General features: G+C 60.5%; 23 protein-coding genes. 16 read left to right on the top strand and 7 right to left on the bottom strand.

Annotated elements, in window-relative coordinates:
• Positions 1-2 precede the first annotated feature (2 nt).
• Complete coding sequence (gene tcdA / locus HU762_RS07675) at positions 3-821, top strand: tRNA cyclic N6-threonylcarbamoyladenosine(37) synthase TcdA (protein WP_186634983.1); 819 nt, start codon at positions 3-5, stop codon at positions 819-821.
• 125 nt (positions 822-946) lie between these two features.
• Here the strand turns inward: tcdA and HU762_RS07680 are convergent, their stop codons facing one another.
• The 4 genes from HU762_RS07680 to HU762_RS07695 all read right to left on the bottom strand — a co-directional run bounded on the left by HU762_RS07680 (position 947) and on the right by HU762_RS07695 (position 4,053).
• Positions 947-1,351 carry a SufE family protein gene (locus tag HU762_RS07680; protein ID WP_186634986.1) on the bottom strand — a complete coding sequence of 135 codons (405 nt, stop codon included), beginning with the start codon at positions 1,349-1,351 and terminating at the stop codon, positions 947-949.
• On the bottom strand, positions 1,348-2,553 hold the full coding sequence (locus HU762_RS07685; RefSeq protein WP_186634989.1) for a cysteine desulfurase: 1,206 nt from the start codon (positions 2,551-2,553) through the stop codon (positions 1,348-1,350). Before HU762_RS07685 ends, HU762_RS07680 begins: the two co-directional genes overlap by 4 nt.
• A 70-nt stretch (positions 2,554-2,623) precedes the next feature.
• Entirely contained in the window at positions 2,624-3,658 is a 1,035-nt protein-coding gene (dapD, locus tag HU762_RS07690) for a 2,3,4,5-tetrahydropyridine-2,6-dicarboxylate N-succinyltransferase (protein WP_186634991.1), read from the bottom strand.
• A 32-nt stretch (positions 3,659-3,690) separates the two neighbouring features.
• Positions 3,691-4,053 carry an ArsC family reductase gene (locus tag HU762_RS07695; RefSeq protein WP_272975769.1) on the bottom strand — a complete coding sequence of 121 codons (363 nt, stop codon included), beginning with the start codon at positions 4,051-4,053 and terminating at the stop codon, positions 3,691-3,693.
• 216 nt (positions 4,054-4,269) lie between these two features.
• Between HU762_RS07695 and HU762_RS07700 the strand changes: the two genes are divergently transcribed.
• Entirely contained in the window at positions 4,270-5,916 is a 1,647-nt protein-coding gene (locus HU762_RS07700; protein ID WP_186634994.1) for a Na+/H+ antiporter, read from the top strand.
• Between the two features lie 694 nt (positions 5,917-6,610).
• Positions 6,611-6,976: a DUF6124 family protein gene (locus HU762_RS07705; protein WP_186634997.1), complete on the top strand. Its 366-nt coding sequence runs from the start codon at positions 6,611-6,613 to the stop codon at positions 6,974-6,976.
• Between the two features lie 183 nt (positions 6,977-7,159).
• Here the strand turns inward: HU762_RS07705 and dapC are convergent, their stop codons facing one another.
• The 3 genes from dapC to map are packed head-to-tail and all read right to left on the bottom strand — an operon-like array spanning position 7,160 to position 11,932.
• Positions 7,160-8,359 carry a succinyldiaminopimelate transaminase gene (gene dapC / locus HU762_RS07710; protein ID WP_186635000.1) on the bottom strand — a complete coding sequence of 400 codons (1,200 nt, stop codon included), beginning with the start codon at positions 8,357-8,359 and terminating at the stop codon, positions 7,160-7,162.
• A gap of 39 nt (positions 8,360-8,398) precedes the next feature.
• Positions 8,399-11,101: a [protein-PII] uridylyltransferase gene (locus tag HU762_RS07715; protein WP_186635002.1), complete on the bottom strand. Its 2,703-nt coding sequence runs from the start codon at positions 11,099-11,101 to the stop codon at positions 8,399-8,401.
• Positions 11,102-11,149: 48 nt separating this feature from the next.
• A complete protein-coding gene (gene map, locus HU762_RS07720; RefSeq protein ID WP_053118843.1) occupies positions 11,150-11,932 on the bottom strand; it encodes a type I methionyl aminopeptidase in 783 nt (260 codons plus the stop codon).
• 374 nt (positions 11,933-12,306) lie between these two features.
• Here map and rpsB point away from each other — a divergent pair, with 374 nt between their 5' ends.
• The 13 genes from rpsB to lpxA all read left to right on the top strand — a co-directional run bounded on the left by rpsB (position 12,307) and on the right by lpxA (position 25,152).
• Positions 12,307-13,044, top strand: a complete 738-nt coding sequence (gene rpsB / locus HU762_RS07725; protein WP_186635005.1) for a 30S ribosomal protein S2 — start codon at positions 12,307-12,309, stop codon at positions 13,042-13,044.
• Between the two features lie 192 nt (positions 13,045-13,236).
• Positions 13,237-14,100, top strand: coding sequence for a translation elongation factor Ts (gene tsf, locus HU762_RS07730; RefSeq protein WP_024619613.1), 864 nt, complete (start codon positions 13,237-13,239; stop codon positions 14,098-14,100).
• Between the two features lie 210 nt (positions 14,101-14,310).
• The gene (gene pyrH / locus HU762_RS07735) at positions 14,311-15,054 is read left to right on the top strand and encodes a UMP kinase (RefSeq protein WP_039591983.1); all 744 of its coding nucleotides are present in this window, start codon (positions 14,311-14,313) and stop codon (positions 15,052-15,054) included.
• Entirely contained in the window at positions 15,051-15,608 is a 558-nt protein-coding gene (frr, locus tag HU762_RS07740; protein WP_186635008.1) for a ribosome recycling factor, read from the top strand. Before pyrH ends, frr begins: the two co-directional genes overlap by 4 nt.
• A 13-nt stretch (positions 15,609-15,621) precedes the next feature.
• On the top strand, positions 15,622-16,377 hold the full coding sequence (gene uppS / locus HU762_RS07745; protein ID WP_186635011.1) for a polyprenyl diphosphate synthase: 756 nt from the start codon (positions 15,622-15,624) through the stop codon (positions 16,375-16,377).
• Entirely contained in the window at positions 16,377-17,183 is an 807-nt protein-coding gene (locus HU762_RS07750; protein ID WP_186635015.1) for a phosphatidate cytidylyltransferase, read from the top strand. Before uppS ends, HU762_RS07750 begins: the two co-directional genes overlap by 1 nt.
• Positions 17,180-18,370 (top strand): 1-deoxy-D-xylulose-5-phosphate reductoisomerase, encoded by a 1,191-nt coding sequence (gene ispC, locus HU762_RS07755; RefSeq protein ID WP_186635018.1) that lies wholly within the window; start codon positions 17,180-17,182, stop codon positions 18,368-18,370. The genes HU762_RS07750 and ispC overlap by 4 nt, the downstream gene beginning before the upstream one ends.
• Before the next feature lie 52 nt (positions 18,371-18,422).
• Entirely contained in the window at positions 18,423-19,775 is a 1,353-nt protein-coding gene (gene rseP / locus HU762_RS07760) for a sigma E protease regulator RseP (protein ID WP_186635021.1), read from the top strand.
• Between the two features lie 74 nt (positions 19,776-19,849).
• Positions 19,850-22,225, top strand: a complete 2,376-nt coding sequence (gene bamA / locus HU762_RS07765) for an outer membrane protein assembly factor BamA (protein ID WP_186635024.1) — start codon at positions 19,850-19,852, stop codon at positions 22,223-22,225.
• Between the two features lie 45 nt (positions 22,226-22,270).
• Positions 22,271-22,774 (top strand): OmpH family outer membrane protein, encoded by a 504-nt coding sequence (locus HU762_RS07770; protein WP_003184901.1) that lies wholly within the window; start codon positions 22,271-22,273, stop codon positions 22,772-22,774.
• A gap of 3 nt (positions 22,775-22,777) precedes the next feature.
• Entirely contained in the window at positions 22,778-23,833 is a 1,056-nt protein-coding gene (gene lpxD, locus HU762_RS07775; RefSeq protein ID WP_186635027.1) for a UDP-3-O-(3-hydroxymyristoyl)glucosamine N-acyltransferase, read from the top strand.
• Positions 23,834-23,938: 105 nt separating this feature from the next.
• Positions 23,939-24,379 carry a 3-hydroxyacyl-ACP dehydratase FabZ gene (gene fabZ / locus HU762_RS07780; RefSeq protein ID WP_003184897.1) on the top strand — a complete coding sequence of 147 codons (441 nt, stop codon included), beginning with the start codon at positions 23,939-23,941 and terminating at the stop codon, positions 24,377-24,379.
• On the top strand, positions 24,376-25,152 hold the full coding sequence (gene lpxA, locus HU762_RS07785; RefSeq protein ID WP_186635030.1) for an acyl-ACP--UDP-N-acetylglucosamine O-acyltransferase: 777 nt from the start codon (positions 24,376-24,378) through the stop codon (positions 25,150-25,152). The genes fabZ and lpxA overlap by 4 nt, the downstream gene beginning before the upstream one ends.

A 25,152-nucleotide genomic window follows, 5' to 3' on the forward strand; every position in this document is an offset into this window, starting at 1 on the left:
TAATGGTCATGAGTACAGAAGATCCACGGTTCGCCGGCATCGCCCGTTTGTATGGCATTGAAGGCCTGGAGCGCCTGCGGGCGGCCCATGTGGCGATTGTCGGCGTCGGCGGTGTCGGGTCCTGGGCGGCGGAAGCCATTGCCCGTTGTGGCGTGGGCGAGATTTCGCTGTTCGACCTGGACGATGTCTGCGTCAGCAATGCCAACCGCCAGTTGCACGCCCTGGACAGCACCGTCGGCAAGCCCAAGGTCGAGGTGATGGCCGAGCGGCTGCGCGGGATCAACCCCGATTGCACGGTGCACGCGGTGGCGGACTTCGTTACGCGCGAGACCATGGCCGAGTACATCACGCCGAACATCGATTGCGTGATCGACTGCATCGACAGCGTCAACGCCAAGGCCGCGCTGATCGCCTGGTGCAAGCGCCGCAAGATCCAGATCATCACCACTGGCGGCGCGGGCGGGCAGATCGACCCGACGTTGATCCAGGTCTGCGACCTGAACCGCACGTTCAATGATCCGCTGGCCTCCAAGGTGCGCTCCACCTTGCGCCGCGACTACGGTTTTTCCCGCACCGTCACCCGCCATTACAGCGTGCCGTGCGTGTTCTCCACGGAACAACTGCGCTACCCGAAGCCGGACGGCAGCATTTGCTTGCAGAAGAGTTTCGTCGGCGACGGCGTCAAGCTCGACTGCGCCGGTGGGTTTGGTGCGGTGATGATGGTGACAGCGACGTTCGGCATGGTCGCGGCGACCAAGGCTGTGGATAAGATCGTGGCGGGCGTGCGGCGGCCGGCGGATAGGCCTAAGCCCGGACAGTAATGCAACGTTGTTCCCTAAGGGAGTGATGAACCTGTGGCGAGGGAGCTTGCTCCCGCTGGGCTGCGCAGCAGACCCATTAATGTGAGCGCTTCGCGCTCAGGCGGGAGCAAGCTCCCTCGCCACGGTTATTGCGTCAGTTCGCGCATCCGCTTTAGCACCGCATTCAACCCATTGCTACGCGACGGCGATAGCTGTCGCGACAACCCCAGCTGATTGAACCAACCCGGCAAATCCACCTGCCGCAACTCTTCAGCGGTCAGCCCGTTGACGCGCGCCAGCAGCAACGCCACCAACCCCCGGATCAACCGCGCATCGCTGCCCGCGCAAAACTGCCAATGCCCGTCATTCAGCCGGCCCAGCAGCCATACCTGGCTTTCACAACCACTGACGAGGTTCGCATCGCATCTGTCCTCGTCGCTCAATGGCGCCAGGCGCTCGCCCCACTGCATCAACAGCCGCGCACGTTGTTCCCAGCCTGACGCGTCCTGGAAAATCTGCAGCGCCGCGGCGGCGTCGGCAGGCAGTTTCATCGCAGCATCTCCAGGGCCTGATCCAGCGCGTCGAAGAACCGTTCAATGTCGGCGGAGTCGTTGTACAGCGCCAGCGAAACCCGGATCGCCCCGGACAGCTTCAGGTGTTTGAACAATGGCATGGCGCAGTGATGCCCGGCGCGCACGGCAATGCCTTGCTCGGTCAGCAGGTGCGCCAAATCAGCGTTGTGGATGCCGTCGACAACAAAGCTGACCAGGGCCAGCTGCGGCTCGCCCACAAGACGAACGCCGTTGCGAGCTCGCAGGCCGTGAAGCAAATAGTCATGCAGCGCTCGTTCATGATCGATGACCGCTTGCCCGTCGATATCGGACAGGTAATCGAGCGTCGCCCCCAAGCCGATCACGCTGGCTATGGGCGGTGTACCCGCTTCAAAACCCAGCGGTGCCGGGCGGAACGTGGCGTTGTGATAATCGGCTTGCTGGACCATTTCGCCTCCGAACTGCCAATGGCGCAATTGGCCCAGCGCTTCGGTGCGACCGAACAGCACGCCCAAGCCTTCGGGACCATAGAGCTTGTGGCTGGAAAATACATAGAAGTCACAGCCCAGCGCATCCACGTCATGACGGCCATGGACGATGCCCTGGGCACCGTCGACTACCGTCAGCGCTCCCTGGGCCTTGGCCATCGCCAGCAATGCCTGCAATGGTTGCCAGGTTCCCAGGACATTCGACAACTGACTCACCGCGAGCAGGCGGGTGCGCGGGCCGATCAGCTCGGCGGCAGCGCTCTTGTCAATTACCCCATCGGCATCCAGCGGCAGCACCACCAGCGACAACGAGCGGCGCTCGGCCAGTTGTTGCCAGGGCAGCAGGTTGGCGTGATGTTCCAGGGCGCTGACGACAATTTCATCGCCTGGATTGAACAGGTGTTCCAGCCCGTAGGCCAGCAGGTTCAGCGCCGAAGTCGCGCCATGCGTGAAGATGACCTGGCCGCAGTCCACGGCATTGAGCCACTGGGAAACCTTGAGGCGACTGTCCTCGAACGCCTGGGTGGCGAGGGCGCCCGGCAAGTGTTGCGCGCGGTGCACGTTGGCCGCGCCATTGGCATAGTAATGCGCCAGGGCGTCCAGCAAGGCTTGGGGTTTCTGTGTGGTGGCGGCGTTGTCCAGGTAGGTCTGGCCTTGCCGTTGCAGGGCGGCGATGGCCGGGAAGTCGGCACGCCAGGGTGAGGGCAGGAACATGGTGATCAGGACTCGTTTGGGCGGGCCGGGCGTCGATGATACGCGCCCGGCCGCTCCATTGGCACGCGGCTTAGTTGTGTGCGTGCAGTGCTTCGTTCAGCTCGATGGCGGATTTGTGGGTCTTGCATTCCACCGCGCCGGTCTCGGAATTGCGGCGGAACAACAGGTCGGGCTGGCCGGCCAAGTCGCGGGCCTTGACCACTTTCACCAGTTGGTTGTTTTCGTCCAGCAGCGCGACTTTGGTGCCGGCGGTCACGTACAGGCCCGACTCCACGGTGTTGCGGTCGCCCAGCGGGATGCCGATGCCGGCGTTGGCGCCGATCAGGCAACCTTCGCCGACCTTGATAACGATGTTGCCGCCACCCGACAGGGTGCCCATGGTCGAGCAACCGCCGCCCAGGTCAGAACCCTTGCCGACGAATACGCCCGCCGAGACGCGGCCTTCGATCATGCCCGGGCCTTCGGTGCCGGCGTTGAAGTTGACGAAACCTTCGTGCATCACCGTGGTGCCTTCACCCACATAGGCGCCCAGGCGCAGACGCGCGGCGTCGGCGATACGCACGCCGGCCGGGACCACGTAGTCGGTCATTTTCGGGAACTTGTCCACCGAGAACACTTCCAGCAACTCGCCGCGCAGGCGGGCTTCGAGCTGGTGCTCAGCCAGTTCGGCCAGGTCGATAGCGCCCTGGCTGGTCCAGGCCACGTTCGGCAGCAGCGGGAAGATGCCGGCGAGGTTCAGGCCGTGGGGCTTGACCAGGCGATGGGACAGCAGGTGCAGCTTGAGGTAAGCCTCAGGGGTGGAACTCAGTTGGGCATCTTCGGCCAGCAGGGTGGCGACCAGCGGCTTGTGGCTTTCAGCCAGGCGGGTCAGCAGCTTGGCTTGCGCGGCATCGACGCCCCGGAGTGCATCAGCCAGTTGCGAGGCCTGGGCCGTGGTAAACGTGATGGCTTGGTTGCCTGCGCTGTAGCCAAGAATCGGCGCGATAGCCGCAACGACGTCTGCCGACGGGTTGAGCAGCGGCTGTGCGTAGAATACTTCCAGCCAGGCGCCTTCGCGGTTTTGGGTGCCGACACCAAAGGCCAGGCTGAACAGGGTAGTGGACATGAAATTACCTCTACAAAATGGACTGGGCAGGCTTACTTTATCTCTGCCGCATAAATATCTGGCTTGAAGCCAATCAGGGTTCGGTCACCGAGATCAAGCACTGGACGCTTGATCATCGAGGGTTGGGCGAGCATCAGTTCGATGGCTTTCGTCTGGTCGAGATCGGCTTTGCGTTCGTCGTCGAGTTTGCGAAAGGTCGTACCGGCACGGTTCAACACCACTTGCCAGCCATGCTCGTTGCACCATTGGGTCAGGTGCTCACGGTCGATGCCGGCAATCTTGTAATCATGAAAGTCATAACGCACCGCGTGCTCATCGAGCCAGGTGCGGGCCTTTTTCATCGTGTCGCACGCTTTGATGCCGAAAAGGTGCAACGTTTTGCTTGAATCGGTCAAGGAACTGCCCCCTTTGCAGGTGCTGGAAATAAAAGGTGAAGGATTATGCCATGACCGGACGGTTCGCGGCGGCCCAGATCGGCATGCTCCCATCGGCTCATTCCACAGGGCGGCCTGCGACATAGGTGTAACGGCCAAGCTAATGTTAGGCGGTTAATATGGCACTTCATCGGCAAGCTGTTGCCGGATGTGTGTCGCCGCAAGTGGAAAACCGTCATGCAAAGCGCTTATACCGTCCTGATCCTGTTGATGCTGGTAGGCGTGTCTCGCCTGATCGGACGGTTGATCCCGTTGCCGTTGCCTCTGGTGCAGATCGCCGCCGGCGCCTTGCTGGCCTGGCCGTCCCTGGGCTTGCACGTGGCCCTCGATCCTGAGTTGTTCCTCTTTCTCTTTCTTCCGCCGCTGCTGTTCTCCGACGGTTGGCGCATGCCCAAGCGCGAGCTCTGGCGCCTGCGTGGGCCGATCCTGACGCTGGCGGTGGGGCTGGTGTTGTTCACGGTGGTGGGCGCCGGCTATTTCATTCATTGGCTGTTGCCGAGTATCCCGTTGCCAGTGGCCTTTGCCCTGGCCGCGGTGCTGTCGCCGACCGACGCCGTGGCGGTCTCGGCGATTGCCCGGGACCGTCTGCCCGCGCCGTTGATGCACATGCTCCAAGGCGAGGCGCTAATGAACGACGCGTCGGGCCTGGTGACCTTCAAGTTCGCCCTGGCGGCGGCGATCACCGGCGTGTTTTCCCTGGCGGGTGCGAGCCTGGCCTTTGTCCTGGTGGCGGTCGGCGGCCTGTTGGTCGGCGTGGCTTTGAGCTGGCTGGTGGGCCGCTTGCGGGCGTGGATGATTGCCCGAGGCTGGGACGATCCGGCCACCCATGTGGTGTTCATGTTGCTGCTGCCGTTTGCCGCCTATGTGCTGGCTGAACGCTTGGGCGCGTCGGGCATTCTCTCGGCGGTGGCGGCGGGGATGATGCAGAGCTGGCTCGACCTGCTGCCGCGCCAGACCGGCACGCGGCTGCTCAATCGCAGCGTTTGGTCGCTGCTGGAATTTGCCTTCAATGGCTTGATCTTCCTGCTGCTGGGCCTGCAACTGCCGGACATCATCAAGGCGGTGACCAGCCACGAGACGACGCTGTGGCCAACGCTGGTCTACCGCTGCCTGGAGGTGGTGGCGATTTTTTTGGTGTTGCTGGTGTTGCGGTTTGTCTGGGTGCAAAGCATCTGGCGCTTGTCTGGGCTACTGCGGCGCTGGCGCGGCAAGGGCGAGTTGACCCTGGTGCCGACCACGCGTTCTTGCTGGCTGCTGACATTTGGCGGGGTGCGCGGGGCGGTGACGTTGGCGGGTGTGTTGTCGGTGCCGTTGTTGTTAAGCGCCGGTGTTGAATTCCCGGAGCGCGACTTGCTGATCTTCATTGCCGCCGGGGTGATTCTGTTGTCGCTGATTGCGGCCTGCATCGCCTTGCCATTGCTGCTGCGAGGTATCGAGAAAAGTCCCGATGACAAGCGTCGCAACGAAGTTCGCGAGGCCTGGCGCAAAACCGCTGAAGCGGCGATCCATGCGCTGGAAGTGGAGGAGCCGACCGAAGCGACCAGCACACCGGATGCGGCCCAGGCGGCACTGGCGACTGAGGTCAAGGCACGGCTGATGTCCGAATATCGTCACCAGCTCGACGTCTTCAACGACTCCGCCGAAGCCCAGGCACTGGCGTTCGAAATGGACCTGCTGGAACGCCGGCTGCGCTTGAAAGCCTATCGGGCGCAGCGACTGGAGTTGTATCGCCTCAGTCGTGAACACCAGATTGGCGATGATGTATTGCGAGAGGTGTTGGGGGAGTTGGATTTGGCGGAGGCGAATTTGGGGTTGGGGAAATAGCAGCCATGGCGCAAAGCTAATTGTGGCGAGGGGATTTATCCCCGTTGGACTGCGCAGCAGTCCCAAAGCAGTCAATTCAAGCTGTCTGACACAGCGCGTTGTTAGCTTTGAGGGCTGCTTCGCAGCCCAGCGGGGATAAATCCCCTCGCCACAGGATAGATCACCACCACTTTGCGGATCTTCGGCATTTCAGGCGCAACAAAGCCCGGTGTGCCTCGTTCTCATAGAAAGCAAAGCCACCCGAAGGCGGTTTCAATCGACACGCAGCTGAGGTTGCTTTGCCCCGTCTGCGTGGCTGGGTCAACCCGGAGAGGGACCCAGACTCCTGCCAGCTTTCGCTGGTGACGGGGGCGATCATGGCTGCTGGTATTAGCGAATTCAAACCAGCTTGATTCTTGAAACAGGGCTGCATGAGATTTGTTGAAGTGTTAAACCCGTAAAATCAATGGCTTGCTTTAGGGGGGCGCGTTTTATTTCTTTTCTTGTCTGAGCAAGCGATTGTGGTCTGTCAGACGCGCCGAAGTTTCCGACAAGTTTTTAAGGTTGCCCGTCGGAAGCGAGGGCTCTAGCCTCTGGGTGTCGCTGCCAATTCAGCGACCGGACGTGAGAATCCGAACAACACCTCTAGGAGCACGGGCTTCTGCGCTATCCAAGCGCGGGGCTTTACATACTTCAGCTCTAGGGAGCAATTTTGATGGACAAGAAAGAGACTCAAAACGCACCAAAGCCAGCCTCCACTTTCCCCTACGGTGACTATGCCCCCGAAAAGCTGCAAGAGGCAGCCGATCGTGTGTTGGATCAATATCTCAAGCCTGATGACGACAGCAAGTCAGACCCCAAACCCTCGGTACAGTTATTCACTGTGGCTGACGGTATCGACACCGAAGTGTTGCTCGCCAACCTCAGCGAAACCCTGGCTTCGGCCAATGCGATGCTCAATGACCTTGCCTTCGATCAGGACGGCTCGCGACGACATGTAGCATTGGGGGTGGCGCAGATGATTGAGTTGGGGATGTTGTTGGCGAACAAGTGCCTGGACCGGGTAGAACTTCGGACTTGATGCAATAAGTGCCGGCCTGATCGCGAGCAAGTTCGCGCCCACAGGGGATTTGTGGTGTTTGATCGTTCCCACGCTCTGCGTGGGAATGCCGCCAGGGACGCTCCGCGTTCCGCTTCGGGGATGTGACGCAGAGCGTCACGGGATGAATTCCCACGCAGAGCGTGGGAACGATCAATGGGGTGATTAACCCCGACGCTGGATGAACGCCCGAATTCGCTCCGCCGCTTCCACGCATTCAGCCAATGGCGCGACCAGGGCCATGCGCACGCGGCCGGCGCCTGGGTTGACGCCGTCGACATCGCGGGACAGGTACGAACCCGGCACGACGGTCACGTGTTCCTGTTCGAACAGGTCACGGCAGAACGCTGCGTCGTCGCCCGCTACGTTCGGCCACAGGTAGAAGCTGCCGTCGGGGCGTTGCACGTCCAGCACAGGGCTGAGGATTTCCAGCACCGCGTCGAACTTTTCCCGGTACAGCACGCGGTTGGCGCGTACGTGCACTTCGTCGTTCCACGCGGCGATGCTCGCCAGTTGGGTTTGAACCGGCATGGCGCAGCCGTGGTAGGTGCGGTACAGCAGGAAGCCCTTGAGGATGTCCGCATCGCCGGCCACGAAGCCGGAGCGCAGGCCGGGCAGGTTGGAGCGTTTGGACAGGCTGTGGAACACCACGCAGCGCTTGAAGTCCTTACGCCCGAGTTCAACGCAAGCCGTGAGCAGCCCCGGCGGCGGGGTTTGTTCGTCGAAGTAGAGTTCGCTGTAGCACTCGTCCGAGGCGATGACGAAGTCGTATTCGTCAGCCAGGGCAATGAGTTTCTTCAGCACATCCACCGGGATCAACGCGCCGGTCGGGTTGCCCGGGGAGCACAGGAACAGGATCTGGCAGCGTTTCCAGATGTCTGGCGATACGGCGTCGAAATCCGGGTTGAAGCCGTTCTCGTCCAGGCACGGCAGGTAGTGCGGCTTGGCCCCGGCCAGGAACGCCGCGCCTTCATAGATTTGATAGAAGGGGTTCGGACTCACCACCAGGGCATCGTCGGCCCGGTTGACCACGGTCTGGGTGAAGGCGAACAGCGCCTCGCGGGTGCCGTTGACCGGCAGTACGTGGCGCGCCGGGTCGAGCCAGCCGTTCGGCACGTTGAAGCGGCGCTCGCACCAGCCGGTGATGGCTTCACGCAGTTCCGGGATGCCGAGGGTGGTCGGGTACACGGCCATCTTTTCCAGATTGCTGGCCAGGGCCTCAGCCACGAAGCTCGGCGAACGATGCTTGGGCTCGCCGATGGACAACGCGATCGGGCGCTTGTCCGGGTTGGGCGTGACGCTGCCGAGCAGGGCGCGCAATTTTTCGAACGGGTAGGGCTGGAGCTGGTTCAGGGCGTTGTTCATCGTTGCGCAATCTCTCAAAACGGCTGAATCATGACGCAATCAGATGCTGATGCGCGTCAGGTTGATGTCGGGTTCCTGGTTGACGCTCAAGTGCCGGACGATCGCTTCCTGCAAGCGGCTGCACAACTGCGGATCGGACAGCGGCTGGTTGTGAGCGTCGGTGATAAAGAAAACGTCTTCCACCCGCTCGCCGAGCGTTGCGATCTTGGCGTTCTGCAGTGACAGGTCGAACTCCAGGAAGATATGGCCAACCCGCGCCAACAGGCCCGGCCGGTCCGGAGCACTGAGTTCCAGTACCGTGACCTGGCGCTGGGCATCGTTGTGGATCGTCACCAGAGGCGCGAAGGCGAAGTGCTTGAGCTGGCGCGGCACCCGGCGCTGGATGATGGTCGGGTAGTCCGCCGGGTTGCGCAGGGCTTCGGTGAGGCCGTCGCGAATCTGCTTGACCCGCGCCGGGTTATCGCCGATCGAGTCGCCGTCGGTGTCGAGCACGATGTAGGTGTCGAGGGTGAACTGGCTGCTGGACGTGATGACCCGGGCGTCATGAATGTTGAGGTTGAGCTGGTCCATTGCGGCCACGGTCACGGCGAAGAAGTCGTGCTGGTCCGGGGCATAGATGAATATCTGCGTGCCGCCCTCGAACTCGCGCTGGGTGGTTTCCTTGATCAACACCAGCGGCCCGCCATCGGCCGGTTGCTGGAGAATCGCGTCGCTGTGCCAGGCCACGTCGCCGGCGGTATGGCGCAGGAAATAGTCATCGCCCAGTTGCGACCAGAGCTGCTCGACGTCGTCTGGGTCGGTGCCGCCGCGCACCAGGATGTCCAGCGCCGCGCTTTGGGTGCGACGGATCTGCTCTTCGCGGTCCACCGGGTTTTCCAGGCCGCGGCGCAAGGCACGCTTGGTCTCGGTGTAGAGCTGGCGCAGCAGGCTGGCGCGCCAGGAATTCCACAGGCTCGGGTTGGTGGCGTTGATGTCGGCCACGGTCAGCACGTAGAGGTAATCCAGGCGGGTTTCATCGCCGACGATCTGGGCGAAGTCATGGATCACCTGCGGGTCGGACAAATCCTTGCGCTGGGCGGTGGTCGACATCACCAAGTGGTTCTGTACCAGCCAGACGATCAACCGGCTGTCCCATACCGGCAGCTGATGCCGCTGGCAGAAGGCTTCGGCATCCACCGCGCCGATTTCGGAATGGTCGCCTTGGCGACCTTTACCGATGTCGTGATACAGCCCTGCCATGTAGATCAGCTCGGGCTTGGGCAACTTGGCCATGAGCTTGCTGGCCAGCGGGAATTTCTCCGACACCTGGGTGTACTGCAGCTTGCGCAGGTGCTTGATCAGGTTCAGCGTGTGGGCGTCGACCGTATAGATGTGGAACAGGTCGTGCTGCATCTGCCCAACAATGAAGCCGAATTCTGGCAGGTAACGCCCGAGGATCCCGTAGCGGTTCATCCGCCGCAGGTTGCGGTGCACGCCGATCTTGCACTTGAACAGCTCGATGAACAGGCTGGTGTTGCGAATATCGTGGCGGAAGTCGTCGTCGATCAGGTGACGGTTTTCCCGCAGCAGGCGGATGGTGTCGGCGCGCACACCCTTGATTTCCGGCTGCTGGGCCATGAGCACGAAGATTTCGAGCATGGCAAAGGGCGTGCGGCGGAACACATTGGGGTTGCGCGCTTCGATGTAGCCGTCGTGCAACTGGAAACGTGAGTTGATCGGCTGCGGTGGCTCTTCGTCTTCGGGCGCGAGGATGACTTCCTCGAAGTGCTGGATGATCAGCTCGCTGAGTTGGGCGATGCTCATCACCACGCGGTAGTACTGTTGCATGAAGTTTTCGATGGACTGCTTGGCATCCTGCCCCTCGAAACCCAGCAGGCCAGCGATGGATCGCTGATGATCGAACAGCAGGCGGTCCTCGGAGCGTCCGGCGAGCATGTGCAGCGCATACCGGACCTTCCACAAGAATTCCTGGGACGAGGCCAGCAAGGCGTTTTCGCTCTCCACCAAGAAGCCTTCCCCGGCAAGGGCCCGCAGGTTCAGCGTGCCGTACTGGCGGCGGGCGACCCACAGGATCGTCTGGATGTCCCGCAGCCCGCCCGGTGAGCCCTTGACGTTGGGTTCCAGGTTGTATTCGGTGTCGTTGTACTTGTGGTGGCGGGCCTTCTGCTCGGCGTGCTTGGCCAGGAAGAAATCCTTGCTCGGCCACATGTGCGCCGTGCTGGTGACATCGAGCATGCGCTGGCGCAGCCGCTCGGGGCCGGCGATGGTGCGACTTTCCATCAGGTTGGTGATCACGGTGAGGTCGGCGCGAGCCTCGTCGGCGCATTCCTGCACCGAACGCACGCTTTGGCCGACCTCCAGGCCGATGTCCCACAGCAGCGTCAGGAAACGCTCGATGGAGTCGCGGAAGATTTCATGGTCGGCGCTGTCCAGCAGGATCAGCAAGTCGATATCCGAGTAGGGGTGCAGTTCGCCACGCCCGTAGCCGCCCACCGCGACCAGGGCAATGTCGGCATCCTCGCTCCAGTTGAACTGTTCCCAGGCCTTTTGCAGGATGTTATCGACGAACCAGGCGCGATCCTCGATCAGCCGGCGAATATCCCTGCCGCTGCGAAAGCGCTGGTCGAGCACTTCGCGGGCCTGGCGGATCGCTTTCTTGAACGCCGATATGGGGCTTGCCTTCAGGGCCAGTTCAGCCTGGAACTGGCCGCGGTCGAAGAGTTCGGGATCCACCTGCGGCATCGAATGGCTTTCCTTTCTATCTATCTATAGCTATAGGCTGGGCGCGGATCAGGCGGAAACGCGAGCAATGGTGTCATCGCTGCGCAGGGTAAAGATCTCGTAGCCGGTCTCGGTCACCAGCAACGTGTGTTCCCACTGGGCCGACAGCTTGCGGTCCTTGGTGATGGCAGTCCAGCCGTCGCCCAATACCTTGGTGTCGGCGCGACCCTGGTTGATCATCGGCTCGATGGTGAAGGTCATGCCCGCCTGCAGTTCCATGCCGGTGCCGGCGCGGCCGTAGTGCAGGATCTGCGGTTCTTCGTGGAACACCTTGCCAATGCCGTGGCCGCAGAATTCGCGCACCACCGAGAAACCGTTCTTCTGCGCGTGCTTCTGGATCACTTCGCCGATGTCACCAAGGCGGCAGCCCGGTTTCACCAGTTCAATGGCCATGTACATGCATTCCTGGGTGACCTTCGACAGACGCTGGGCCCACTCCGGAACGTTGCCGACATGGAACATGCGGCTGGTATCGCCGTGGTAGCCATCCTTGATGACGGTGACGTCGATGTTCAGGGTGTCGCCATCCTTCAACGGTTTTTCGTTGGGGATGCCGTGGCAGACCACGTGGTTGATCGAGGTGCAGATCGACTTGGGGAAGCCTTTGTAGTTGAGCGGCGCCGGGATGGCTTTCTGCTCGTTGACGATATAGTCGTGGCAGATGCGGTCCAGCTCTTCGGTGGTCACGCCCGGCTTGACGTAGTCGGCGATCATTTCCAGCACTTCGGCGGCGAGCTTGCCGGCGACACGCATTTTTGCGATGTCCTCGGGAGTCTTGAGGGTAACGGTCATACAGGCTCTCTCTGCGCCCGACGGCGCTGTTCAAAACGAAATGGGCGGCGGATGATGGTCGGTGCGGCCCTGAAAGAGGCGATTCTAACAGACGCTCGGCGCAAATCCGCGCCCGCGTGCATCGCTTCTCTCTATAAGGGGCTGTCGCCACAGTCAATGAATGGGCTGCATGAGGGCGCTTCGCCGGGTTTTCAGAATCCGGGTTTCGTTTTCATCCTTGCTGTGGTATAAAATGCGCCGCTTTCCGGGGATGACCCCGTGAGCTTAAATCCACACACGTGTCGACACGATGGCCTGGGTGCCTTCGGCTTATTCAGCCGCTGGTTGGTCATTGGGATACGTGGAGGCCAAACCCGACTTATCAAGGAACTATCATGTCCCAAGTCAACATGCGCGATATGCTGAAGGCCGGTGTGCACTTCGGTCACCAGACCCGTTACTGGAACCCGAAAATGGGTAAGTACATTTTCGGCGCGCGCAACAAGATCCACATCATCAACCTTGAAAAAACCCTGCCGATGTTCAACGAAGCACTGACCTTCGTAGAGCGCCTGGCCCAGGGCAAAAACAAGATTCTGTTCGTCGGCACCAAGCGTTCCGCTGGCAAGATCGTTGCTGAAGAAGCAGCACGTTGCGGTTCGCCGTACGTCGATCACCGCTGGTTGGGCGGCATGCTGACCAACTTCAAGACCATTCGCGCTTCCATCAAGCGTCTGCGTGACCTTGAAGTCCAGTCCGAAGACGGTACTTTCGCCAAGCTGACCAAGAAAGAAGCGCTGATGCGCACTCGCGATCTTGAGAAGCTGGACCGCTCCCTGGGCGGTATCAAGGACATGGGCGGTCTGCCTGACGCACTGTTCGTGATCGACGTTGACCACGAGCGCATCGCGATCACCGAAGCCAACAAGCTGGGTATCCCGGTCATCGGCGTTGTCGATACCAACAGCAGCCCGGAAGGCGTTGACTACATCATCCCAGGCAACGATGACGCCATTCGCGCCATCCAGCTGTACATGGGTGCGATGGCTGACGCTGTCATCCGTGGTCGCAACAATGTAAATGGCGGCACCGAAGTCTTCGCTGAAGAAGCTCCGGCAGCAGCCGCTGAGTAATTGACGCCCTGGCGTTGACTCAGTAAGCAAAAAGGGGGCTTGGCCCCCTTTTTGCCACCTCGAAAACCATTTGTAGGCAGCGCAGCTACAGCATCTGTAACGTGCAGCGGCTAACAAAGGGTGTTTCAGGAAGAATTGATCGCCCGTTCGGTCGGGTGGAATGGTTGAAAACCTATCCAAGAGGATTTTGAAATGGCAGAGATTACTGCAGCGTTGGTCAAAGAACTGCGCGAGCGTACCGGCGAAGGCATGATGGACTGCAAGAAAGCCTTGACCAAGGCTGGCGGCGACATCGAAAAAGCCATTGATGACATGCGTGCTTCGGGCGCCATCAAGGCTGCCAAGAAAGCCGGCAACATTGCCGCTGAAGGCGCGATCGGCATCAAGGACGACGGCAAGGCCGCCGTTATCATTGAAGTCAACTCGCAGACCGACTTCCTGGCCCTGCAAGACGACTTCAAGGCATTCGTTGCCGCCAGCGTCGAAAAAGCATTTGCCGACAAACTGACCGACGCAGCTCCGCTGATCGCCGCTCAGGAATCGGCTCGTGAAGCCCTGGTTGCCAAAGTAGGCGAGAACGTCAACATTCGTCGCCTGGTTCGCGTTGAAGGCGATGTTGTCGGTTCTTACCTGCACGGCAACAAGATCGGCGTAGTCGTGGCCCTCAAAGGCGGCAACGTCGAGCTGGCCAAGGACATCGCGATGCACGTCGCTGCCAGCAACCCTGAGTTCCTGCTGCCGTCGGAAGTTTCCGCTGACGCCATCGAACGCGAGAAAGCCGTGTTCATGCAGCTCAACGAAGACAAGATCAAAGGCAAGCCAGCCGAAATCGTTGAGAAAATGGTTGCCGGTCGCATCACCAAGTTCCTGGCTGAAGCCAGCCTGGTTGAGCAGGCGTTCGTCAAGAACCCTGAAATCAAGGTCGGCGAACTGGCCAAGAAGGGCGGCGCTGAAATCGTTTCCTTCACCTACTTCAAAGTCGGCGAAGGCATCGAGAAGCCAGTAGACAACTTCGCTGAAGAAGTCGCTGCTCAGTTGGCTGCCAGCAAGCAATAAGACGGTTTCACGACTGTCGCCCAGAAGAGGCTGCCCGCTCACGCGCGCAGCCTCTTTTCGGATGGGGATGCCGATTTATATTGGTTTCCCGCCGGAACTGGCTTACAAAGCCGTGTTCCGATGGCGCGGTTTCAGCGCCAAGCTAGAGTGAAGGCAGGCTGCAAACAGCCTCAAAGAATTTTCGAAAATACGCCGCAGGAGAGATTCGCAATGGCTCAGCAGGGCAGTGGTTATCAGGCTCGCTATAAACGCATTCTACTCAAGCTTAGCGGCGAGGCCCTGATGGGCTCGGAAGAGTTCGGGATCGATCCGAAGGTGCTGGATCGCATGGCGCTGGAAGTCGGGCAGTTGGTCGGGATCGGCGTTCAGGTCGGCCTGGTCATCGGCGGCGGCAACCTGTTCCGTGGCGCGGCGTTGAGCGCGGCGGGCATGGATCGGGTCACGGGCGATCACATGGGCATGCTGGCCACTGTGATGAACGCCTTGGCTATGCGCGACGCGCTGGAGCGTGCCAATATCTCGGCCATCGTGATGTCGGCCATTTCCATGGTTGGCGTGACCGATCACTATGATCGCCGCAAAGCCATGCGCCACCTCAATTCCAAGGAAGTGGTGATTTTTGCCGCCGGTACCGGCAATCCGTTTTTCACCACGGATTCGGCCGCTTGCCTGCGAGCGATCGAGATCGACGCCGATGTCGTGCTCAAGGCAACCAAAGTGGACGGCGTGTATACCGCTGACCCATTCAAAGACCCGCATGCCGAGAAGTTCGATCATCTGACCTACGATGAAGTGCTGGATCGCAAGCTGGGTGTAATGGATCTGACCGCCATCTGCCTGTGCCGCGACCACAAGATGCCGCTGCGGGTTTTCAACATGAACAAGCCTGGCGCCCTGCTCAATATCGTACATGGCGGCGCCGAAGGAACACTGATCGAGGAAGGCAAGCAATGATCAATGAAATCAAGAAAGACGCTGAAGAGCGCATGAAGAAGTCCTTGGAGTCTCTGAGCCACGCATTCGGCCAGATTCGTACCGGCAAGGCTCACCCGAGCATCCTCGGTAGCGTCATGGTGCCTTACTACGGCACTGACACACCGCTGAGCGGCGTCGCCAACGTCACCGTGAAAGATTCGCGCACCCTGCAGGTCGTGGCTTTCGAGCGCAACATGCTCGCTGCTGTAGACAAGGCGATCCAGAGCGCCGGTCTGAATCTCAACCCAACCAACCTGGGTGAGCTGCTGCTGATCCCGATGCCGGCCCTCACCGAGGAAACGCGCAAAGGCTTCACCAAACAGGCTCGTAGCGCAGCGGAAGACGCGCGTGTTGCCGTGCGCAATATCCGTCGTGACGCGTTGGGTGAACTGAAGAAGCTGGTCAAGGATAAGGAAATCAGTGAAGACGAAGAGCGTCGTGCCATCGCTGATATCGATAAGCTGACAAAAGAATCCGAGGCCCAGATCACCAAGGCCACGGACGAGAAAGAAAAAGACCTGATGGCCGTATAAGGGTCTCGCTTTAATGGAAAAGACCAAGCAGGCCGTGCCGTTCGCGGTACCGCGCCATGTGGCGATCATCATGGACGGCAATAACCGCTGGGCCAAGAAACGCTTTATGCCTGGCGTTGCCGGGCACAAGGCGGGGGTCGATGCGGTTCGTGCTGTTATCGAAGTGTGCGCCGAGGCTGGGGTCGAGGTGCTCACTCTGTTCGCCTTCTCCAGCGAGAACTGGCAGCGTCCCGCCGATGAAGTCAGTGCCTTGATGGACCTGTTCCTCAAGGCCCTGCGGCGCGAAGCCAAGCGATTGGACGAGAACAGGATCTGCCTGCGGATCATTGGTGATCGCTCGCGTTTCCATCCTGAGCTGCAAGCCGCAATGCGTGAGGCTGAGGCTGCCACGGCTGGCGCCGATCGTTTTGTGCTGCAAATTGCTGCCAATTATGGCGGCCAGTGGGACATCGCCCAGGCGGCCCAGCGACTGGCGCGTGAAGTCCAGGCCGGTCACCTGCGGCCCGAAGACATCACCCCCGGGCTGTTGCAGGCCTGCCTGGCGACCGGTGACCTGCCGTTGCCGGATTTGTGTATCCGCACCGGTGGCGAACACCGCATCAGCAATTTCCTGCTCTGGCAGCTGGCTTACGCCGAGCTGTACTTCTCCGACCTGTTCTGGCCGGACTTCAAACACGAAGCCATGCGCATCGCACTGGCCGATTTCGCTTCCCGTCAGCGTCGTTTCGGTAAAACGAGCGAGCAGATCGAAGCTGGAGCCCGGGTTTAATGCTAAAACAACGAATCATCACTGCCCTGATCCTGTTGCCCATCGCCTTGGGTGGTTTTTTCCTGCTCGAAGGGGCGGGCTTTGCCCTGTTCATCGGGCTGGTCGTGACGCTGGGTGCGTGGGAATGGGCGCGGCTGGCAGGTTTTGCCGGGCAGTCGGCGCGCGTGACCTATGCGGTGGCGGTCGCCGCCATGTTGTTCGTCATGTACCTGGTGCCCGGCATCGCGCCGTGGGTGCTGGGGGCGGCAGTGCTGTGGTGGGCGACGGCGACCTTCCTGGTGTTGACCTATCCGCGTACCACTCATCACTGGTCCAATGCCGCTACCAAGCTGATGATTGGTCTCTTGATCCTGCTGCCGGCCTGGCAGGGGCTGATCTGGATCAAGCAGGGGCCGCTGGGCAACTGGCAGATCATGGCGGTGATGGTGCTGGTCTGGGGGGCTGATGTCGGTGCTTATTTCTCCGGTCGTGCTTTTGGCAAGCGCAAGCTGGCGCCAAAGGTCAGTCCTGGCAAGAGCTGGGAAGGTGTCTATGGTGGGCTGGCCTTGAGCCTGGTGATCACGGCTGTGGTCGGCTTCGTGCGCGACTGGACGGTCGCGCAGCTGCTGATGGGCCTGATCGGCGCAGCGATCATTGTATTTGTGTCGGTGGTCGGCGACCTGACCGAAAGCATGTTCAAGCGCCAATCCGGGATCAAGGACAGCAGTAACCTGCTGCCGGGCCACGGTGGCGTGCTCGATCGTATCGACAGCCTGACCGCCGCGATCCCAATCTTTGCAGTGCTGTTGTGGATGGCGGCATCGTGAGTCGTCCCCAGCAGATTACCGTCCTGGGTGCCACTGGTTCGATCGGTCTCAGTACGCTGGATGTCATCGGCCGGCATCCAGAGCGCTACCAGGTGTTTGCCCTCAGCGGTTTCACGCGCCTGAGTGAATTGCTGGCGCTGTGCATACGCCACGCGCCGCGGTTTGCCGTGGTGCCCGAGGCAGCCGTGGCGCAGGGGCTGCAGGACGATTTGCGCGCAGCCGGTTTGCAGACGCGTGTCCTGGTGGGGGAGGAGGGCCTGTGCCAGGTAGCCTCCGATCCGGAGGTCGATGCTGTTATGGCGGCAATTGTCGGCGCTGCGGGCTTGCGTCCGACGCTGGCTGCGGTCGAGGCGGGCAAGAAGATCCTGTTGGCCAACAAGGAAGCGCTGGTGATGTCCGGCGCACTGTTCATGCAGGCGGTGCGCAAAAGTGGCTCCGTGCTGTTGCCCATCGACAGCGAGCACAATGCGATTTTTCAATGCATGCCGCGGGATTTCTCTCGCGGCCTGGGCGTGGTGGGTGTACGCAGGATTCTTCTGACAGCCTCTGGCGGTCCGTTCCGGCAGACGCCGCTGGAAGAATTGGTGCATGTTACGCCCGAGCAGGCCTGTGCCCACCCGAACTGGTCCATGGGGCGCAAGATTTCCGTGGATTCGGCCAGCATGATGAACAAGGGGCTGGAGCTGATCGAGGCCTGCTGGCTGTTCGATGCCCGGCCGTCCCAGGTCGAGGTGGTGATTCACCCGCAAAGCGTGATTCACTCCCTCGTGGATTACGTCGATGGGTCCGTGCTGGCACAGTTGGGCAACCCGGACATGCGCACGCCAATCGCCAATGCCCTGGCCTGGCCGGAGCGGATTGATTCGGGCGTGGCGCCGTTGGACTTGTTCGCCATTGCGCGCCTGGATTTCCAGGCGCCCGATGAGCAGCGCTTCCCGTGTCTTCGCTTGGCGCGACAGGCAGCCGAGGCGGGCGACAGTGCACCGGCCATGCTTAACGCCGCCAACGAAGTGGCGGTCGCGGCGTTTCTCGACGGGCGTGTCCGTTACCTCGAGATCGCGAGTATCATCGAGGAGGTCCTGAATCTTCAGGCCGTGGTTTCACTCGATGACCTCGACGCGGTATTCACCGTGGATGCCAGGGCTCGAGAGCTGGCGGGTCAGTGGTTGAGGCGCCACGGGCGTTGAGGCGGCGGTACGTTAGCCAGGGTTGTCCTGGACAGGATTGTGGAGAAAACAGATGAACGCGCTCTATATGATTGTCGGCACCCTGGTTGCGCTGGGGGTGCTGGTCACTTTTCACGAATTCGGCCATTTCTGGGTCGCGCGTCGCTGTGGCGTCAAGGTCCTGCGTTTTTCCGTCGGTTTCGGCATGCCGTTGCTGCGCTGGCACGACAAGCAGGGGACCGAATTTGTCGTGGCGGCCATCCCGCTGGGCGGCTACGTCAAGATGCTCGATGAGCGTGAGGGCGAAGTGCCCGCCGAGCAGCTCGATCAGTCCTTCAATCGCAAGACCGTTTGTCAGCGTATCGCCATCGTTGCTGCCGGGCCGATCGCCAACTTCCTGCTGGCCATGGTGTTTTTCTGGGCGCTGGCGATGTTGGGCAGCGAGCAGGTACGGCCGGTTATCGGTGCGGTCGAGGCGGGCAGCGTGGCGGCTCGCGCCGGATTGAGCGCTGGCCAGGAAATCGTTGCCATAGATGGTGAACCGACCTCGGGCTGGGCTGCCGTCAACCTGCAACTGGTACGTCGCCTGGGTGAAAGCGGTTCGTTGCAACTGCTGGTGCGTGAGCAGGGATCGACGGCGGATTTGCCCCGGGAGCTGATGCTCGATAATTGGCTCAAGGGTGCCGACGAACCAGACCCGATCCGTTCCCTGGGGATTCGCCCATGGCGGCCGGCGTTGCCACCACTGGTGGCTGAACTTGATCCGAAAGGCCCGGCTCAGGCCGCTGGCTTGAAGGCCGGTGACCGCTTGCTGGCTTTCGATGGCCAGCCGGTCAGTGACTGGCAGCAGGTAGTCGACTCGGTTCGTGTACGTCCTGATACCAAGATTGTGCTGCGTGTCGAACGCGACGGTGCTTCAATCGACGTCCCGGTGAACTTGGCCGCCCGCGGCGAAAGCAAGGCGCCGACCGGTTATCTGGGGGCTGGCGTCAAGGCTGTCGAGTGGCCAGCGGAAATGATCCGCGAGGTCAGCTTCGGTCCTGTCGCGGCCATTGGAGAGGGTGCGCGGCGTACTTGGACCATGAGTGTCCTGACCCTAGACTCGCTCAAGAAAATGTTGTTCGGCGAGCTCTCGGTAAAAAACTTGAGTGGACCGATAACCATTGCTAAAGTGGCGGGCGCTTCTGCCCAGTCGGGCGTCGCTGATTTCCTGAATTTCCTTGCTTATCTGAGCATTAGCCTGGGGGTTCTGAATTTGCTGCCCATTCCGGTACTGGATGGGGGGCATCTGCTGTTTTATCTGATCGAGTGGGCGCGTGGTCGTCCCTTGTCGGATCGGGTGCAAGGTTGGGGGATACAGATCGGTATCAGCTTGGTGGTCGGGGTGATGTTGCTTGCCTTGGTCAACGATCTGGGTCGTCTGTAACGCTTCGCTGAATTGCGAATCTGCCGCATTTTGCGGCAGTTTGTTTATTGCCAGTTGGAATAAGAAAGGACTTCATGAAACGTCTGCTGCTAACTGCGGTTCTCACCGTATTGATGATCGCCGAAGTTCACGCCGAGTCCTTCACTATCTCTGATATTCGCGTCAACGGCCTCCAGCGGGTTTCCGCGGGTAGCGTCTTTGGTGCCTTGCCGCTCAACGTCGGCGAGCAAGCGGATGATCGGCGCCTGGTGGAATCCACTCGCGCTCTGTTCAAGACCGGCTTCTTTCAAGATATCCAGCTGGGCCGTGACGGCAATGTCCTGGTCATCACGGTCGTCGAGCGCCCGTCGGTCGCCAGTATCGAGATCGAAGGCAACAAGGCGATCTCCACTGAAGACCTGATGAAAGGCCTCAAGCAATCCGGCCTGGCCGAAGGCGAGATATTCCAGCGCGCCACCCTCGAAGGTGTGCGCAACGAGCTGCAACGCCAGTACGTTGCCCAGGGCCGCTATTCGGCCACGGTCGACACCGAAGTGGTGCCGCAGCCGCGCAACCGCGTCGGCCTGAAGGTCAACATCAACGAAGGCACCGTTGCGGCCATCCAGCACATCAACGTGGTGGGCAACACTGTCTTCCCCGATGAAGACCTGATCGACCTGTTCGAACTCAAGACCACCAACTGGTTGTCGTTCTTCAAGAACGATGACAAGTACGCCCGTGAAAAACTCTCCGGTGACCTGGAGCGCCTGCGTTCCTACTACCTGGACCGTGGCTACATCAACATGGACATCGCCTCGACCCAGGTGTCCATCACTCCGGACAAGAAACACGTCTACATCACCGTCAACGTCAACGAAGGCGAGAAATACACCGTTCGTGACGTCAAGCTCAGTGGTGACCTGAAGGTTCCCGAGGACCAGGTCAAGTCGCTGTTGCTGGTGCAGAAGGGCCAGGTGTTCTCGCGCAAGCTGATGACCACCACCTCTGAACTGATCACCCGTCGCCTGGGTAACGAGGGCTACACCTTCGCCAACGTCAACGGCGTGCCGCAGCCGCACGATGAAGACCATACCGTCGACATCACCTTTGCCGTGGATCCGGGCAAGCGTGCCTACGTCAACCGCATCAACTTCCGTGGCAACACCAAGTCCGAGGACGAAGTGCTGCGCCGTGAAATGCGCCAGATGGAAGGTGGCTGGGCGTCGACCTACCTGATCGACCAGTCCAAGACCCGCCTGGAGCGCCTGGGCTTCTTCAAGGAAGTCAACGTCGAGACCCCGGCTGTACCGGGCGTCGATGACCAGGTCGATGTGAACTACAGCGTCGAAGAGCAGGCTTCCGGCTCGATCACCGCCAGCGTCGGTTTCGCCCAGAGTGCGGGCCTGATCCTCGGTGGTTCGATCACCCAGAACAACTTCCTGGGTACCGGTAACAAGGTCAGCATCGGCTTGACCCGCAGCGAATACCAGACCCGCTACAACTTCGGCTTCGTGGACCCCTACTGGACTGCCGACGGCGTAAGCCTGGGCTACAACGCCTTTTATCGCACCACCGACTATGACGAACTCGATTCCGATGTATCCAGCTATGCAGTAGACAGCTTGGGTGCCGGCGTCAACGTGGGCTATCCAATCAGCGAGACTTCGCGCCTTACATTCGGCCTCACCGCCCAGCAGGACGAGATCAGCACTGGCCGCTATACCGTTGACGAGATCTTCGATTTCGTCAACAAGGAAGGCGACAAGTACCTGAACTTCAAGGCGTCTGTCGGCTGGTCCGAATCGACCCTGAACAAAGGTGTACTGGCGACCCGCGGCCGTTCCCAGAGCCTGGTCCTGGAAACGACTACGCCTGGCAGCGACCTGTCGTTCTTCAAGATCGACTATCGAGGCCAGCTGTTCCAGCCGTTGACCGACAACTACACCATGCGCCTGCACACCGAGCTGGGTTATGGCGACGGTTACGGTTCGACTGACGGCCTGCCGTTCTACGAGAACTACTATGCCGGTGGTTTCAACTCGGTACGTGGCTTCAAGGACAGCACCCTGGGCCCGCGCAGTACGCCGAGCCGAGGCAACAACCCAGGCACCATTGCCGACCCGGACCAGGATCCACTGCCGTTCGGTGGCAACGTGCTCATCCAGGGCGGCGCCGAAATCCTGTTCCCGATGCCGTTCGTCAAGGATCAGCGCTCCCTGCGTACCTCGGTATTCTGGGATGTGGGTAACGTGTTCGACTCCAGTTGCGACGACACCACCAACGCTAACGGTACGAGCTCCAATACCAAGTGCAATGACATCAGCCTGAGCAACCTGGCCAGCTCAGTCGGCGTGGGCGTGACCTGGGTCACCGCGCTGGGTCCATTGAGCTTCGCGTTGGCAATGCCGATCAAGAAACCGGATGACGCTGAAACTCAAGTGTTCCAATTCTCCCTCGGCCAGACGTTCTAAGCGTCTGACCCAAGATAACGACAATGGATTTTGTAGGAGTACATCGTGCGTAAGTTGACTCAATTGGTTCTCCTGGCGACCGTACTGGTCGCGGGTCCGGCTTTTGCCGACATGAAGATCGCCGTACTGAATTATCAGATGGCCCTGCTGGAATCCGACGCGGCGAAGAAATACGCCGTGGATGCGGAGAAAAAATTTGGCCCGCAACTGACCAAGCTCAAGGGCCTGGAAAGCAGTGCCAAGGGTATCCAGGATCGTCTGGTCGCCGGTGGTGACAAGATGGCCCAAGGCGAGCGCGAGCGCCTGGAGCTTGAATTCAAGCAGAAGGCCCGGGACTTCCAGTTCCAGTCCAAGGAGCTGAACGAAGCAAAAGCTGTTGCTGACCGTGAAATGCTCAAGCAGCTCAAGCCGAAACTCGACAGCGCTGTGGAAGAAGTCATCAAGAAAGGTGGTTTTGACCTGGTGTTCGAGCGTGGTGCAGTGATCGATGTCAAACCTCAATACGACATCACGCGCCAGGTTATCGAGCGCATGAATCAGCTGAAGTAATCCATGACAGCGACTATCAAGCTCGGCCAATTGGCCGAGTTCCTCGGCGCCACCCTGCGTGGCGACCCGGAGAAGGCAATTACTGGGCTAGCCACTTTGCAAGAGGCTGGCCCAGCTCAGTTGAGCTTCCTGGCAAATCCTCAATACCGCAAATACCTGGCTGACAGCCGGGCTGCCGCGCTGTTGCTCAAGGCTGGCGATGCCGAAGGGTTTGCCGGCGATGCGCTGATAGTGCCCGATCCGTACCTGGCGTATGCGCGCATTTCCCATCTGTTCGATCCCAAGCCGAAGTCGGCCGCTGGCATTCATCCCAGCGCGGTGATCGCGGCGGATGCCCTGGTTGACCCCTCGGCCAGCATCGGTCCTTTTGTCGTCATCGAAAGCGCGGCCCGAATCGGTGCCGGCGTCACGCTGGGCGCCCATTGCGTCATTGGCGCACGCAGCGAGATAGGCGAAGGCGGCTGGCTGGCGCCACGCGTGACCCTGTACCACGATGTGCGCATCGGCAAGCGGGTGGTGATCCAGTCCGGCGCCGTGCTGGGCGGTGAAGGGTTCGGTTTCGCCAACGAGAAAGGCATTTGGCAGAAGATCGCCCAAGTCGGCGGTGTCACCGTTGGCGATGACGTGGAAATCGGCGTCAATACCGCGATTGACCGTGGTGCCCTGGCCGATACCGTAATAGGCAATGGCGTCAAGCTCGACAACCAGATCCAGATCGCCCACAACGTCCAGGTCGGTGACCACACCGCCATGGCTGCCTGCGTGGGCATCTCCGGCAGCACCAAGATCGGCAAGCATTGCATGTTGGCCGGTGGCGTAGGGCTGGTGGGACACATCGATATCTGTGACAACGTTTTCCTGACCGGCATGACCATGGTTACCCACTCGATTACCGAGCCGGGTGCCTATTCTTCCGGTACGGCCATGCAGCCGGCAGCCGAATGGCGCAAGAGCGCGGCGCGTATCCGCCAGCTCGACGACATCGCGCGGCGCCTGAAACAGATGGAAAAGCGTGTAGGGGACGTGACCCCTGGCGGCAATGCTTCATCAGATGGCTGATACCATTTCCATATCAAGTGTGCACAGCCGTTAGGGCATCTTGATTTGCTAGCGGAGTGCGCGTCACTCGTGCGCTCCCAATCTTTACATAGGCTTCCCCCCGAAATGATGGACATCAACGAGATTCGCGAATACCTGCCTCACCGTTACCCGTTCCTGCTGGTGGATCGGGTCGTGGACCTGGATGTTGAAGGCAAGCGCATTCGCGCCTACAAGAATGTCAGCATCAACGAGCCGTTCTTCAATGGTCACTTCCCCGCGCACCCAATCATGCCGGGCGTATTGATCATCGAGGCGATGGCCCAGGCTGCCGGGATCCTTGGTTTCAAAATGCTCGACGTAAAGCCTGCCGACGGCACGCTTTATTATTTTGTCGGCTCCGACAAGCTGCGCTTCCGCCAGCCTGTCACCCCGGGCGATCAGTTGATCCTCGAGGCCAAATTCATCAGCTGCAAGCGCCAGATCTGGAAATTCGAGTGCCAGGCTTCGGTCGACGGCAAGCCGGTCTGCTCCGCTGAAATCATCTGCGCGGAACGCAAGCTATGAGTTTGATTGACCCTCGCGCAATCATCGATCCGACGGCCGTGCTGGCCGCCGATGTCGAGGTTGGCCCTTGGTCGATCATCGGCGCAGGTGTGGAAATCGGCGAGGGCACGGTGATCGGCCCCCACGTAATTCTCAAGGGGCCGACCCGGATCGGCCGGCACAATCGCATCTACCAGTTTTCGTCGGTAGGCGAGGACACGCCCGATCTCAAGTACAAAGGTGAAGAAACGCGTCTGGTCATCGGCGATCACAATGTGATCCGCGAAGGCGTGACGATTCACCGTGGCACCGTTCAGGACCGTTCCGAAACGACCCTGGGCGACCACAACCTGATCATGGCGTATGCCCACATCGGTCATGACAGCGTTATCGGCAACCATTGCATCCTGGTCAACAACACCGCGCTGGCCGGCCACGTGCATGTGGACGATTGGGCGATCCTGTCCGGGTTTACCCTGGTCCATCAGTATTGCCATATCGGCGCCCACAGTTTTTCCGGCATGGGCACGGCCATCGGCAAGGACGTTCCAGCCTACGTCACCGTGTTCGGTAACCCGGCCGAAGCCCGCAGCATGAACTTCGAAGGCATGCGCCGCCGTGGTTTCAGCGAAGAGGCAATTACCGCGCTGCGTCGGGCCTACAAGGTCGTGTATCGCCAGGGCCTTACCGTCGAGCAGGCGCTCGCCGAGCTGGCCGAGGCTTCGGCGCAGTACCCGGAAGTCGCGATCTTCCGCGATTCCATCCAGTCTTCGACCCGCGGCATCACTCGCTGA

Source organism: Pseudomonas sp. SWRI92, assembly GCF_014268685.1.
In the GTDB taxonomy this organism is placed as follows: domain Bacteria; phylum Pseudomonadota; class Gammaproteobacteria; order Pseudomonadales; family Pseudomonadaceae; genus Aquipseudomonas; species Aquipseudomonas marvdashtae.